This is a genomic window from Bradyrhizobium liaoningense, from assembly GCF_018130785.1.
GTDB classification, from domain to species: domain Bacteria; phylum Pseudomonadota; class Alphaproteobacteria; order Rhizobiales; family Xanthobacteraceae; genus Bradyrhizobium; species Bradyrhizobium liaoningense_A.
On sequence record NZ_JAFCJT010000001.1, the window covers coordinates 246,120 to 258,909 of the forward strand.

12 protein-coding genes and 1 pseudogene are annotated in these 12,790 nt (G+C 65.6%); 4 read left to right on the plus strand and 9 right to left on the minus strand.

All coding sequences use genetic code 11. The features are described 5' to 3' along the window. Positions 1–37 precede the first annotated feature (37 nt). Complete coding sequence (locus tag JQ627_RS01110) at positions 38–331, plus strand: hypothetical protein (RefSeq protein ID WP_212482319.1); 294 nt, start codon at positions 38–40, stop codon at positions 329–331. A gap of 16 nt (positions 332–347) precedes the next feature. Here the strand turns inward: JQ627_RS01110 and JQ627_RS01115 are convergent, their stop codons facing one another. The 4 genes and pseudogenes from JQ627_RS01115 to JQ627_RS01130 all read right to left on the minus strand — a co-directional run bounded on the left by JQ627_RS01115 (position 348) and on the right by JQ627_RS01130 (position 4,903). Beyond that, the gene (locus JQ627_RS01115) at positions 348–1,067 is read right to left on the minus strand and encodes an RraA family protein (RefSeq protein WP_212482320.1); all 720 of its coding nucleotides are present in this window, start codon (positions 1,065–1,067) and stop codon (positions 348–350) included. A gap of 123 nt (positions 1,068–1,190) precedes the next feature. After that, positions 1,191–2,072: a phosphatidylcholine/phosphatidylserine synthase gene (locus tag JQ627_RS01120; RefSeq protein WP_212482321.1), complete on the minus strand. Its 882-nt coding sequence runs from the start codon at positions 2,070–2,072 to the stop codon at positions 1,191–1,193. Between the two features lie 86 nt (positions 2,073–2,158). Next, positions 2,159–2,878 (minus strand): annotated as a pseudogene (locus JQ627_RS01125) (phosphatidylserine decarboxylase); the annotation flags it as partial. 66 nt (positions 2,879–2,944) lie between these two features. Continuing rightward, positions 2,945–4,903, minus strand: coding sequence for an ABC transporter ATP-binding protein/permease (locus JQ627_RS01130; protein ID WP_212482323.1), 1,959 nt, complete (start codon positions 4,901–4,903; stop codon positions 2,945–2,947). A 201-nt stretch (positions 4,904–5,104) separates the two neighbouring features. Here JQ627_RS01130 and JQ627_RS01135 point away from each other — a divergent pair, with 201 nt between their 5' ends. Next, positions 5,105–5,710 (plus strand): TIGR00730 family Rossman fold protein, encoded by a 606-nt coding sequence (locus tag JQ627_RS01135; protein WP_212482324.1) that lies wholly within the window; start codon positions 5,105–5,107, stop codon positions 5,708–5,710. Between the two features lie 4 nt (positions 5,711–5,714). Here JQ627_RS01135 and JQ627_RS01140 read toward each other — a convergent pair whose 3' ends face one another. The 4 genes from JQ627_RS01140 to cysS all read right to left on the minus strand — a co-directional run bounded on the left by JQ627_RS01140 (position 5,715) and on the right by cysS (position 9,815). Next, positions 5,715–6,092: a VOC family protein gene (locus tag JQ627_RS01140; RefSeq protein WP_212482325.1), complete on the minus strand. Its 378-nt coding sequence runs from the start codon at positions 6,090–6,092 to the stop codon at positions 5,715–5,717. Between the two features lie 138 nt (positions 6,093–6,230). After that, on the minus strand, positions 6,231–7,829 hold the full coding sequence (cimA, locus tag JQ627_RS01145; RefSeq protein ID WP_212482326.1) for a citramalate synthase: 1,599 nt from the start codon (positions 7,827–7,829) through the stop codon (positions 6,231–6,233). Beyond that, on the minus strand, positions 7,826–8,317 hold the full coding sequence (locus JQ627_RS01150) for a GNAT family N-acetyltransferase (RefSeq protein WP_212482327.1): 492 nt from the start codon (positions 8,315–8,317) through the stop codon (positions 7,826–7,828). The genes cimA and JQ627_RS01150 overlap by 4 nt, the downstream gene beginning before the upstream one ends. A gap of 115 nt (positions 8,318–8,432) precedes the next feature. Further along, positions 8,433–9,815: a cysteine--tRNA ligase gene (cysS, locus tag JQ627_RS01155; RefSeq protein WP_212482328.1), complete on the minus strand. Its 1,383-nt coding sequence runs from the start codon at positions 9,813–9,815 to the stop codon at positions 8,433–8,435. A gap of 289 nt (positions 9,816–10,104) precedes the next feature. Here cysS and JQ627_RS01160 point away from each other — a divergent pair, with 289 nt between their 5' ends. Together JQ627_RS01160 and JQ627_RS01165 are read left to right on the plus strand one after the other, a co-directional pair. Then, positions 10,105–10,410, plus strand: coding sequence for a hypothetical protein (locus JQ627_RS01160; protein ID WP_212482329.1), 306 nt, complete (start codon positions 10,105–10,107; stop codon positions 10,408–10,410). 130 nt (positions 10,411–10,540) lie between these two features. Next, a complete protein-coding gene (locus JQ627_RS01165; protein ID WP_212482330.1) occupies positions 10,541–11,740 on the plus strand; it encodes a DUF2865 domain-containing protein in 1,200 nt (399 codons plus the stop codon). Between the two features lie 54 nt (positions 11,741–11,794). On the opposite strand, the gene JQ627_RS01170 is transcribed toward JQ627_RS01165, so the two are convergent. Then, positions 11,795–12,703, minus strand: coding sequence for a DUF2189 domain-containing protein (locus tag JQ627_RS01170; protein ID WP_212482331.1), 909 nt, complete (start codon positions 12,701–12,703; stop codon positions 11,795–11,797). Between the last annotated feature and the right edge of the window lie 87 nt (positions 12,704–12,790).

Here is a 12,790-nt window from a genome sequence, read left to right on the forward strand (position 1 = left end):
GAAGCGGGGCGGCATGCTCATGGCGGGAGCCATCGCAATGTTGACGCTGTTCGGTCTTCTCACCGCGCTGCCCGCGGTGCTGGCGCTCCATCTGCTCGAGCCGGAGCTCGTCCTGCCGGCGTTCAGCGTGCTGCTGTTTGTCGAGGCCGGCTTTGCCGTGATTGCAGCGCGCCTGATTCACTTCCCTGATAATGCCGACAACATCACCCCGTGGGATCTTGCGGGCGGCTTCACCCTCGTCGGATGTGCCGCCGCAGTGTTCGGCGAGCCGGATCAAGCCGCCCTGTTTCTGACGGAACAGGGTGGCCCACGGCCGGCATCACGGCCGTAGGTCGTTCGGCCGGGCCTTAGTGAATCTCAGCCGAGCGCTTCAGCGCGGCCTTCAGCTTCTCCAGCGAGAAGTCGGGGCTGCGGGCGATCTCCAGGATCGGCGTCTCGCGGCGGCCGCAGAGCTCGGCGGCCTCAGGCAGTTTCGCGGCAATGTCCGGCGGGATCACGATCGCGCCGTGCTGGTCGGCATGGATCAGGTCATCCGACTTCACGGTCATGCCGGCGACGCGCACCTCGCCGCCAAAACTCTCGGCATGCACCCAGGCATGCGACGGGCCGATCGAGCCGGCCAGCGCCTGGAAGCCCGGCGCCCATTGCGGGATGTCGCGGATCGAGCCGTCGGTGATGACGCCGAGGCAGCCGAGGGCTTTGTGCACGTTGCTCTGCACCTCGCCCCAGAACGCGCCGTAGCCGACGTCGGGACCATCGATGTCCTGGATCACCGAGATGCGCGGACCGTGGCCGGTGCCGACATATTCGTAGTATTCGATGCGGCGCCTGGACTGCTCCTCCGCTGGCAGCGAGGATTTCAGCACCGAGCGGATCGCGACCGTGCGGGCATAGCCGACGATCGGCGGCAGATCCGGGAACGGACAGACCAGTTGCTTGGTGGTGTAGCCGATCAGGCGGCGCTCGGGCGCCACGATCTCCATGGCGTTGCAGATCGTCGGGGTGTCGTAGCGGCCCAGCGCTTCGAGGACGGAAGCGGGCAGCGGCCCGGTCGCTTTATCAGTCACGGCGTTCTCTCCCAGATTGGCGGCCGCTGTTGGCGCGGTGCCGCCGGCACAGGGCGATATAGCCGAGATCGGGCCTCAACCCAACTCAGCACGCCTTCATGGCAGATATCCGTGTGTCGCCGCTCAGTGCAGCCGTCCGGGCCGGTCGTCGTCCTGCGGCGGCTCCGACAGGTTCGCCAGCGTCGGCGCCGAGGGCGGTGACGAGACCTCGCCTCCCGACGGCGCGGTGGCCTCCATCGCGCGCGCCTGGTCGCGATAGGATTTGTAGCCGAGCGGAAGGCAGAGCATGTACAGCACCGTGCCGATCGACAGCACATGCCAGGGATAGGCGATCAGGAGCGCGATGAAGACGATCACCGCGACGAACGCCGGCAGCACGAGCTCTGGCGGCACGCGCATGCGCTTGGTCTTGCCGGAGAACACCGGCAGGCGCGAGACCATCAGGAAGGCAATCAAGAGCGTATAGGCCGCCGTCACCGCCGCAGGCAGCCGGCCGAGATCGAGGAAGGCGATATAGATCGGCAGCAGCACGGTGATCGCGCCGGCGGGCGCCGGCACGCCGGTGAAGAAATTGGCCGCGAAAGCGGGCTTGTTGGGATCGTCCATGGTGGCGTTGAAGCGCGCCAGACGGAGGCCGCCGGAAATCGCGAACACCATGGCGGCGATCCAGCCGGCATTGCCGAGCTCGTGCAACTGCCAGAAATACAACATCAGGCCGGGCGCGACGCCGAAATTGACGAAGTCGGCGAGGCTATCGAGCTCGGCGCCGAACTTGGACTGGCCCTTGATCATGCGGGCGATGCGGCCATCGATGCCGTCGAGCGCGGCCGCGAACACGATGGCGTAGACCGCGAGCGACATCCGCCCCTCGATCGACAGCCGGATCGACGTCAGGCCGGCACAGATCGCCAGCAAGGTGATGACGTTGGGCACCAGCATCCGCACCGGAATCGGGCGGAACCGCCGGCGGCGCGTATCGGGGTCTTTGAAGTCATAGGGCGTCATTGCTGGTCCTCACCTCAAGGCGAGATATAGCAAGCCGCGTTCCCCTCCGCCATTGCGGCGGAAGGCCCCCTTGGACCGGCTTTTGGTTAATTGGAGCGGTAGGCGCGGCTCGGGTCGTCCCCCACGAGATCGGCCAGTATGGTCTCGCCCGCGATCGCGGTCTGCCCTTCCGACACCAGCGCCTTGGTGCCCAGCGGCAGGTAGACGTCGAGCCGCGAGCCGAAGCGGATCAGGCCAAACCGCTCGCCCGCCCCGATTGCCTGCCCTTCCCTGACGAAGCAGACGATGCGCTTGGCGACGAGCCCTGCGATCTGGATCACGCCGATCTTGGCCGTCGGCGTCGTGATCACGAGCGAGTTGCGCTCATTGTCCTCGCTCGCCTTGTCGAGCTCGGCGTTGATGAACAGGCCGGGCCGGTAGGCGATGCGGTCCACCCTGCCCGCGATCGGGCTGCGGTTCACGTGGCAGTTGAACACGCTCATGAACACCGAGATGCGCGGCAGCGGCCGGTCGCCGAGCCCGAGCTCGGCCGGCGGCAGCGCCATGGTGATCATCGAGATGCGGCCGTCGGCCGGCGACACCACGAGCCCCTCGCGCACCGGCGTCACGCGCACGGGGTCGCGGAAGAACAGCGCGCACCAGACGGTCAGGATCGTGCCGATCCAGCCCAGCGGCGACCACAGCCAGAACAGGATGAGGCTTGCCAGCGCAAAGCCGCCAATGAAGGGATAGCCCTCCTTGTGGATCGGCGGGATCTGACGCTGGATCGAATCGAGAATGGACATCGCTATCTGCCGCCTAGGAGTTGATGGCGCGCGGGTCGTCCCCGTGCGGTGGAGTTGTTTAGGCCAGAGTTGGGACCCGAGACAAGGTCACTCCGCCGCCGCGGGCGTCGTCAGAACGTCCATGACCGGCGGCGGCTCCCGGTTGGGCGCCTCGCTGGAATCCGCCATCTTGGCCAGTTTCTCGCGCGCCGCCTCGGCCTCGCGCTGCCTGTTCCACATGCTGGCATAGAGGCCGCCCTGCGCGAGCAGCTTGGCGTGGGTGCCGCGCTCGGCGATGCGGCCCTGGTCCAGCACGATGATCTCGTCGGCGCCGACGATGGTGGAAAGCCGGTGCGCGATCACCAGCGAGGTACGGTTCCTGGCCACGCGGTCGAGCGCGCCCTGGATCTCGTGCTCGGTGTGGGTGTCGAGCGCCGAGGTCGCCTCGTCCAGCACCAGGATCGGCGGCGCCTTCAACACGGTGCGCGCGATGGCGACGCGCTGCTTCTCGCCGCCGGACAGCTTCAGGCCGCGCTCGCCCACCTGGGTCTCGTAGCCCATCGGCGCCATCCGGATAAAATGGTCGATCTGCGCCAGCCGCGCCGCCTCTTCGACCTCGGCATCATCGGCGTCCCAGCGGCCATAGCGGATGTTGTAGCGTATCGTGTCGTTGAACAGCACGGTGTCCTGCGGCACCATGCCGATCGAGGCGCGCAACGAGGCCTGCGTAACCTCGCGGATGTCCTGGCCGTCGATCAATATCCTGCCGCCGGAGACGTCGTAGAGGCGGAACAGGAGCCGCGAGATCGTCGACTTGCCCGCACCGGACGGGCCGACGATCGCGACCGTCTTGCCGGCCGGCACCTCGAAGCTGATACCTCTCAGGATGGGACGCGCGGGCTCATAGGCAAAGCGCACGTCCTCGAAGCGCACGGTGCCGGCAGAGACCGCCAGCGGCTGCGCGCCGGGGACGTCCTTGATCTCGGCCTCGCGGCCGATCACGCCAAACATCTTCTCGATGTCGATGATCGCCTGCTTGATCTCGCGATAGACCATGCCCATGAAATTCAGCGGCTGGTAGAGCTGGATCATCATGGCATTGACCAACACGAAATCGCCGACCGTGTTGGTGCCGTTGCGCACGCCGATCGCGCACATCAGCATGGTCGCGGTCAATCCCAGCGTGAATATCACGGCCTGGCCGGTGTTGAGCACCGCCAGCGAGGTATAGGTGTGGACGCTCGCCTCCTCGTAGCGCGCGACCGACTTGTCGTAACGCTGCGCCTCGCGCGTCTCCGCGCTGAAATATTTCACCGTCTCGTAGTTGAGCAGCGAGTCGATCGCCTTGGTGTTCGCCTCGGTGTCGGAATCGTTCATCTTGCGGCGGATGCCGATCCGCCACTCGGTCGCGATGTAGGTGTAGTACATGTAGACAGTGACCGTGATCAGCGTCGCGACCACGTAGCGCCAGTCGAACTGCCAGAGCAGCACCGCCATCAGCAGCGTGACCTCGACGATGGTCGGAATCAGCTGCAGGATCACCATGCGCACGATGACCTCGATGCCCTCGCGGCCGCGCTCGAGCACACGCGTCAGGCCGCCGGTCTTGCGCTCGAGGTGAAAGCGCAGCGACAGCTCGTGCATATGGACGAATGTGATGGTCGCGAGCTTGCGCACCGCATGCATGGCGACGCGGGCAAAGATGCCGTCACGCCACTGCGTCAGCACCGCCATCACGATGCGCATCACGCCGTAACTTGCAGTCAGCAGCAGCGGCGAGGCGATCACCCAGAGGTGCCAATTGTCCGCCTGCACCGGCGCGGTGTTGGCGCCGGTCAGCGCGTCCGTCGCCCATTTGAAGCTGAACGGCACGGTGAGCGTGATCAGCTTGGCGGCGAGCAGCAGCACCATCGACCAGACCACCCGCATCTTCAGGTCGACACGGTCGCCCGGCCAGATATAAGGCCACAGATGCGCCAGCGTGCCCATCAGCGTGGCCCGCTCCAGCGGTCCCCCGGCGGGAGGATCGGGAACGTCTGCGCCGTCGAACGATTGAGGTTGGTCCATCAAAAAGCCTGAAAGCCCGCCGGGTGCGGGCAGCGTTACGATTTGCGATTTTCGCCCGTCATATAAAGCCTTCCGGATGACAGCGCACCCCGCCAGATGGCGAATCTTTGATTGTTTGTCGCCATTTACCGGTAGATTTCCGGGGGATCCGAATCACCGATTGGGCTTGACGCCCCTTCGCTGCAATGCATCATGGCACCAATGAGCACGATCAAAACCGTCTGTGTCTATTGCGGCTCCGGCCCAGGAACCAATCCCAGCTTCACCGAAGGCGCCAAGTCGTTCGGCAAGGCCCTCGCCGAGAGCAACATCCGCCTCGTCTACGGCGGAGGCTCGCTCGGCCTGATGGGCTCGGTCGCGACCTCCGTGCTCGATCACGGCGGCACCGTCACCGGCATCATTCCCGAGTTCCTCCGCAAGCGCGAGAACGCGCTGACCCGCGTGCAGGAGATGATCGTCACCCCCGACATGCACGAACGCAAGCGGCTGATGTTCGAGCGCTCCGACGCCTTCGTGGCACTGCCGGGCGGCGTCGGCACGCTCGAAGAATTGGTGGAGCAGCTGACCTGGAAACAGCTCGGCCGTCACGCCAAGCCGGTGCTGCTCGCCAACTTCGACAATTTCTGGGAGCCGCTGTTCTCGCTGCTGTCGCACATGCGCCAGACCGAGTTCATCCGCGCCGGCCTTTCGGTCGACATCCTCAAGGCCGATCGCGTCGAGGATATTCTGCCGAAGCTGAAGGCGGCAGCGGCACAGATCGCCGAGTCTGAAAAGCAGCTCGCCCCGGAAGTGGCGCGCAAGCTCTAGCGCCTTACTCGGCCGGAAACGTCACCGCCTCGATCCGGTTGCCATCGGGGTCGGTCACGAACGCCGCGTAGTAGCGCACGCGATCATGCGGGCGGAGGCCCGTCGCGCCGTCGGACGCGCCGCCGGCGGACAGCGCTGCGGCGTGAAACGCATCGACCTCGGCCGTCGTCTTCGCCCGCAGGCAGATGTGCACGCCGCTCTCCGGCGCTACGTGCGGCATGCCTTCGCGTAGATTGATCCAGAACTCGGGATAGGCCTTGCCGAAGCCGATCGTCCGCGGCCGCGTGACGAGGCGCACGAGCCCGAGGGTGGCGAGCGTGGCCTCGTAGAATTTTGAGGAGCGATCGAGGTCGCTGACGCCGACGGAGATGTGGTCGATCATGCTTGGCCCCTCCTCACCTCCGCCGTCATCGCCCGGCTCGACCGGGCGATCCAGTATTCCGAGCCGCCAGAGAGCGACCGAGAAGCCGCAGCATAATGGATACCCCGCTTTCGCGGGGTATGACAGCCGCTGCGCGTCCTAAGCCGGCGCCCCCGACTTCACCAGCTTGTAGATCACCGAGTCCATCAGCGCCTGGAACGAGGCATCGATGATGTTCGGGGACACGCCGACGGTGGTCCAGCGATCGCCGTTCTCGTCCTCGCTTTCGATCAGCACGCGCGTGACCGCGCCGGTGCCGCCGTTGAGGATACGGACCCGGTAGTCGATCAGCGTCAAGCCCTCGATGTACTTCTGGTACTTGCCGAGGTCCTTGCGCAGCGCGACGTCGAGCGCGTTGACCGGGCCGTTGCCTTCGGCCGCCGAGATCAAGCGCTCGCCGGCGACGTCGACCTTGACCACCGCGAGCGCCACGGTGACGCGCTCGCCATGCGAATTGTAGCGCTGCTCGACATTGACGTCGAACTGCTCGACCTCGAAATAATGCGGCACCTTGCCGAGCGTGCGCCGCGCCAGCAGATCGAACGAGGCGTTGGCGGATTCATAGGCGTAGCCCGCCGCCTCGCGCTCCTTCAATTCCTCGACCAGCCGCGTCAGCTTCGGATCGCTCTTCTCGTAGGCGATGCCGGCGCGGTCGAGTTCGGCGATGACGTTGGAACGGCCGGCCTGGTCGGACACCAGCACCTTGCGGTGGTTGCCGACAGTCTCAGGCAGCACGTGCTCGTAGGTCTGCGGATCCTTCAGCACGGCGGAGGCATGAATGCCGGTCTTGGTGACGAAGGCGCTCTCGCCGACATAGGCCGCGTGCCGGTTCGGCACACGGTTGAGCATGTCGTCGAGCGTGCGCGACACCTTGACCAGCGTCGCCATTTTCTCGGCCGTAACGCCGATCTCGAAGGCGTCCGCAAACTCCTTCTTCAATTTCAGCGTCGGGATCAGCGAGCAGAGATTGGCGTTGCCGCAGCGCTCGCCGAGCCCGTTCAACGTGCCCTGGATCTGCCGCGCGCCGGCGCGCACCGCGGCCAGCGAATTCGCCACGGCCTGCTCGGTGTCGTTATGGGCGTGGATGCCGAGATGATCGCCGGGGATGTGCTTTGCCACTTCCGTGACGATGGCCTCGACCTCGTTCGGCATGGTGCCGCCATTGGTGTCGCACAGCACAACCCAGCGCGCGCCGGCCTCGTAGGCGGCCTTGGCGCAAGCGAGCGCGAAACTTGCGTCCTCCTTGTAACCGTCGAAGAAGTGCTCGCAGTCGAGCATGACTTCACGGCCGGCGGCCTTGGCCGCCGCAACGCTGTCGCGGATCGAGGCGAGGTTTTCTTCCTTCGTCGTCTCCAGCGCGACGCGCACCTGATAGGCGGATGATTTTGCGACGAAGCAGATCGCGTCGGCTTTCGCTTCCAGCAGACCGGCAACACCGGGATCGTTGGAGACCGAGCGCCCTGCCCGGCGCGTCATGCCGAAGGCGGTGAAGCGCGCATGCGAAAACTTCGGCTTGATGCCGAAGAACTCGGTGTCGGTCGGATTGGCGCCGGGATAGCCGCCCTCGACATAGTCGATGCCGAGATCGTCGAGCATCGCCGCGATGACCTGCTTGTCGGTCAGCGTGAAATCGACGCCGTTGGTTTGCGCACCGTCGCGCAGCGTGGTGTCGAACAGGTAGAGACGCTGCTTGCTCATTGCGCGGCTCCAAGCGTCTTCTTCATCGTGGTGTTGGCGAGCCACTCGTCGTTGATGGTGACGCTGTTGCGCTGCTGGGCGGTGTAACCGCGCTTGGCGAAAAAGTTTTGCGCGGTGTCGCTGGCATCGACCGTAAGGGCTGTCGCGCCGCGGCCGCCGGCGAGCTTCTCCAGCGCGTCGAGCAACATGGTCGCAATGCCCTGCCCGCTGACCGCCGGATGCACATAGAGCATGCGGATGTGATCGGTGCCGCGAAGCGAGGCAAAGCCGACCGGCGAGCCCTCGAGCGTCGCGATCAGCGTCAGGTCGGACGCGAGCCGCTTGCCGAACTCCTCGTCCTCGGCCGCCTCCATCCAGGCCTGCTGCTGCGCCTCATTGTAGTCGTCGCCGGTCAGCTCCTCGATGCTTGCCGTGAAGATCGCGGCGAGAACCGGCACGTCATCAGGCAGGAACGGCCGCAAGCCGGGTTTTGGCAAACTCTGTCCCATCGTCTTCACCACATCCCATAGAGTTTCAGCGCCAGCGCCACGGCGGCGGCGAGCAGCAGGAGCTTCAGCGCGATGTAATAGAGCCAGTGCCGCGGAAAGGGCGTGTCGGGCCGCTTCATCGCACGGCCTCCCAGGTCGTGCCTTCCTTGGAGTCCTTGATCGCAACGCCCATCGCGGCGAGCAGATCGCGGATCCGGTCGGATTCCTTGAAGTCCTTGCGCGCACGCGCCGCCGTCCGCTCCGAGATCAGGCGCTCGACCTCCCCGGCATCGACCCCGCTCGCCTGCTGCTTGCGAGCTTCCCACTGCGCAGCGCTTTCGGAGAGGAAGCCGAGCAGGCGCAGCGACCCTGCCAGGGCGCTCACGTCGCTGCCACGCAGGCCGTGCAGCGCCGCGATCGCCAGCGGCGTGTTGAGGTCATCGAGCAGCGGCTCGACCACGGACGCGGCCGGCTGGCCGGGCTCGGCGTCGGCCGCGACCCGATACCAGTCGTCGAGCGTCCTGGCGCTCTCCTCAAGCGACTTCATGGTCCAGTCGATCGGCGAGCGGTAGTGCGTCTTCAGCATGTTCAGACGCAGCACCTCGCCCGGCCAATCCGCGAGCAGCTCATGGATGGTGATGAAGTTGCCGAGGCTCTTCGACATCTTCTCGCTCTCGACCTGGAGGAAGCCGTTGTGCATCCAGTAGTTCGCCATGCGCTCGCGGTGGAAGGCGCAGCAGGTCTGCGCGACCTCGTTCTCGTGATGCGGAAATACGAGATCGATGCCGCCGCCATGGATGTCGAAGTGCTCGCCGAGATGCTTCCAGGCCATGGCCGAGCACTCGATATGCCAGCCCGGGCGCCCCTGCGCGGCGATCCCTGCCGGCGACGGCCATGACGGCTCGCCCGGCTTGGACGGCTTCCACAGCACGAAGTCGGTATTGCCCTTCTTGTACGGCGCGACGTCGACGCGGGCACCGGCGACCATCTCGTCCAGCGAGCGATTGGACAGCGCGCCATAGCGCGGCAACCCGGAGTTGGCCGCGTTCATGGCCTGCGGCGAGAACAGCACGTGGTCCTCGGCGGCATAGGCAAAGCCGCCGGCGATGAGCCTTTCGATGATCTCGCGCATCTCGCCGATATGCTCGGTCGCGCGCGGCTCGGCGGTCGGCCGGAGCGCGCCAAGCGCATCGACGTCGGCGTGAAACTGCTTGCCGGTCTGCTCGGTGACCTTGCGGATGGCCTCGTTCAGCGGCAGGCCGGGAAAATCGCGCGCGGCGCGGTCGTTGATCTTGTCGTCGACGTCGGTGATGTTGCGGACGTATTTGACGTGCGCCGCGCCATAGAGGTGGCGAAGCAGCCGAAACAGCACGTCGAACACGATCACCGGCCGCGCATTGCCGATATGGGCGAAGTCGTAAACGGTCGGTCCGCAGACATACATGCGGACGTCCTTCGCATCGAGCGGCGCGAAGGTGCGCTTCTCTCGGCTCAACGTGTCGTAAAGGCGCAATTCCATATGGATACCCGTCGGCTGTTGGCCGGGCGTCCAGTGCTCTCAATGTTTTTGAGAAAAGACGGCTCCAGCCAGCGAATCGCTAGCTCGTAATCTCGCGGCAAATGGCGCAAATGGCGAGGAGACCGTTCATGGCGGAACATATGGGCCACGAAGCGCCCTTGCGTCAAGAGAGCCGCGAAAAGGCCGTTTTATCTCCGCAGAGCGCGGCCGCCCCGCCTTGATGGTTCATCATCCTTAACCTTTTGAGTTTACTTGGAACCCGGCGGTTCCCTGAAGCCCCGGTGCACCCATGCGATCCCTGTTCGCGCTCGTCTCCTGTGCCTCCATCGTCGCGGCCTCCGCCGCATTGGCCGAGACCCGCGTCTTCATCATCGCCAACCAGGCGGACGGCTACGGCGTCGACCAGTGCCTCGCCAAGGGCGAGAAATGCGGCGCACAGGTCGCGCGCACCTATTGCCAGTCACGCGATTTTGCCCAGGCCTCGTCCTATCGCCGGGTCGATCCCGACGAAATTACCGGCTCTGTCCCCAAAACCGGCGCAAACTGCTCCCATGGCCATTGCGACGAATATGTCGCAATTACCTGCCAGCGCTGAATTCGCTCGGAGCTGGCGGACCTTAGGCCCAATCTTTGGCCCCTGAAACGACGTGACGATGCCGCAGGAAGCGGCTATTGGAGGGCGCGCTTCGGCCCCTTAAGTCGCATTGGGCCGTGACCTCGCTAGAATGGCGGATATGCCTGAATTTTTGTCTCTCTCCCGTGCCTGCTCCATCCTTGCCTGCACCCTGCTTCTGAGCACGGTCGCGCTCACCACCGGCGCGGTCGCACAGGCCGGCCCGCCCGGACCGCCGCCCCAGCCCGGCCAGAACGGGCTCGGACCAAATCCGATGTGCGTGCGGCTGGAAGGCCAGCTCGCCGCGCTCGATCGTGGCGGCGGCGGTGGTGACCCCGCGCGCGAAGACCAGATCCGCCGCTACCAGGAATCCCAGACCCGTCAGCAGACCGAGCTCGACCGCGTCACCATGCAGGCCAAGCGCATGGGCTGCGATTCCTCCGGCTTCTTCTCGCTGTTCAACGGCCAGTCGGCGCAATGCGGCCCGGTCAACACCCAGATTCAGCAGATGCGCGCCAATCTGGACCAGATCACCGGCAACCTCGAACGCCTGCGCGGCGGCGGCCCCGGCGGTTTCAGCCCCGAGCGCGACAACCAGCGCCGCTCGGTGCTGGTTGCGCTGGCGCAGAACAATTGCGGCCCGCAATATGCCAACGCCGCGCAATCGCAAGGCGGCGGCAACTTCCTGAGCAATCTGTTCGGCGGCAACAACCCCAACAATCCGCAAGGCGTGCCGCCCTCCGATCTCGGGCCGCAGTCGCAGTCCGGCACCTATCGCACCGTGTGCGTCCGCACCTGCGACGGCGCCTATTTCCCGGTCTCGTTTGCCACCGTGCCGGCGCGCTTCCCGGACGACGAGAAGACCTGCAAGGCGCTTTGCCCGGCCGCGGAAGCCGTCCTCTACACCCATCGCAATCCCGGCGAAGACATGAACTCCGCGGTCTCCACCAGTGGCCAGCCCTACACCGCACTGCCGACTGCGTTCAAATTCCGCAGCGAGTTCAACCCGTCCTGCTCCTGCAAGGCCGCGGGCCAGACCTGGGCCGACGCGCTGAAATCGGTCGACGACAAGGCTGCGGCCGAGCAGCAGGGTGACATCATCGTCACCGAGGAGAGCGCCAAGAGAATGCAGCAGCAGCGGCTCAACAAGGGCACCCCTGCGACTGCCAAGAAGGGCGCGGCTCCGGCGCCGACGACGGCCAGCGCACCGGTTGCGACGCCGCCTGCGGACACCGGCACGGCCACCAATTCGTCGGAGAACAAGCCGATCCGCTCGGTCGGCCCGACGTTCCTGCCGCAGCAGCAGAAGTAGGCCCTAACCCGTCATGCCCCGCGGAGGCGGCCGCCAGGCGCGGCCGTTTCGCGGTTAATGCTCACCCTCGCGGCTCCACGGGAAGAGATTGGCCGGGAAGTCCGCTGCGTAGCGCTTTCCCTTCGGAGGCGGCGGCGGCTCGTCCGGTGGATTCGGATTCGGCTCGACCACCCGCCGATAGAGGTGCCAGGTGGCGTGACCGAGCACCGGCAGGACGACAGCGAGACCGACGAAGAACGGCAGCGAGCCGATCACGAGCAGTGCCGCGACGATGAGACCCCATCCGGCCATCGCAACCGGGTTCGCCGCGACCGCTCGGAGCGACGTGCGGATCGCGTCGATCGCAGTCGCATGCCGATCGAGCATCAACGGAAACGACACGACGCTGACGCACAAGGCCACAACCGCAAACAGGAAGCCGACACCGCAACCGACGACGATGAGCGACCAGCCTTCCGGTGTCGTCAGCACGCGCGTTGCGAAATCGGGAATGCTTGCGGCCGCCGCGTGACCGAAGATTGTGACATAGATTGCGTTCGCGACACCGATCCAGGCTCCGAACAGGACCAGCAGGAGCACGCCGAGCTCGACCATGGCGCCGAACGACGGCGCGCGCAGCACCTTGATCGCATCCCATGCATCGACCTCCTCGCCGCGCTCGCGACGCCGGCTGAGTTCGTAGAGACCGATCGCGGCAAAGGGGCCGATCAAGGCAAAGCCGGCAGCCAGCGGAAACAGGAGCGGCAGCACCGAATAGCCGAGGACCATCCTGAACAGGACGAGACCGAGAACGGGATAAATCACGCACACGACGATCGCGTGGCTCGGCATCGCCTGGAAATCCTCCCAACCCAGGCGCAGGGCCTCGGTCAGGTCGGACAAGCTGATCTTGCGAATGGGATAGGAGGCCGCTTCGCCGAACAGGTGCCGCTTTACGATGTTGTCGGAATAAAGAGTGGCCATGGACACACCCTCCTCTGCTGAAAGTCGCAGCGGCAAACGGCGTGCTCTCCGGCCGCGCGTATCCGCCCTTATGTGCGGGAGACGCGA

Bases quoted from the DNA above. Each gene is read 5' to 3' on its own strand.
- JQ627_RS01110 (WP_212482319.1), top strand. From the start codon at position 38: ATGTTGACGCTGTTCGGTCTTCTCACCGCGCTGCCCGCGGTGCTGGCG.
- JQ627_RS01120 (WP_212482321.1), bottom strand. From the start codon at position 2,072: ATGACGCCCTATGACTTCAAAGACCCCGATACGCGCCGCCGGCGGTTC.
- JQ627_RS01130 (WP_212482323.1), bottom strand. From the start codon at position 4,903: ATGGACCAACCTCAATCGTTCGACGGCGCAGACGTTCCCGATCCTCCC.
- JQ627_RS01135 (WP_212482324.1), top strand. From the start codon at position 5,105: ATGAGCACGATCAAAACCGTCTGTGTCTATTGCGGCTCCGGCCCAGGA.
- JQ627_RS01140 (WP_212482325.1), bottom strand. From the start codon at position 6,092: ATGATCGACCACATCTCCGTCGGCGTCAGCGACCTCGATCGCTCCTCA.
- cimA (WP_212482326.1), bottom strand. From the start codon at position 7,829: ATGAGCAAGCAGCGTCTCTACCTGTTCGACACCACGCTGCGCGACGGT.
- JQ627_RS01150 (WP_212482327.1), bottom strand. From the start codon at position 8,317: ATGGGACAGAGTTTGCCAAAACCCGGCTTGCGGCCGTTCCTGCCTGAT.
- cysS (WP_212482328.1), bottom strand. From the start codon at position 9,815: ATGGAATTGCGCCTTTACGACACGTTGAGCCGAGAGAAGCGCACCTTC.
- JQ627_RS01160 (WP_212482329.1), top strand. From the start codon at position 10,105: ATGCGATCCCTGTTCGCGCTCGTCTCCTGTGCCTCCATCGTCGCGGCC.
- JQ627_RS01165 (WP_212482330.1), top strand. From the start codon at position 10,541: ATGGCGGATATGCCTGAATTTTTGTCTCTCTCCCGTGCCTGCTCCATC.
- JQ627_RS01170 (WP_212482331.1), bottom strand. From the start codon at position 12,703: ATGGCCACTCTTTATTCCGACAACATCGTAAAGCGGCACCTGTTCGGC.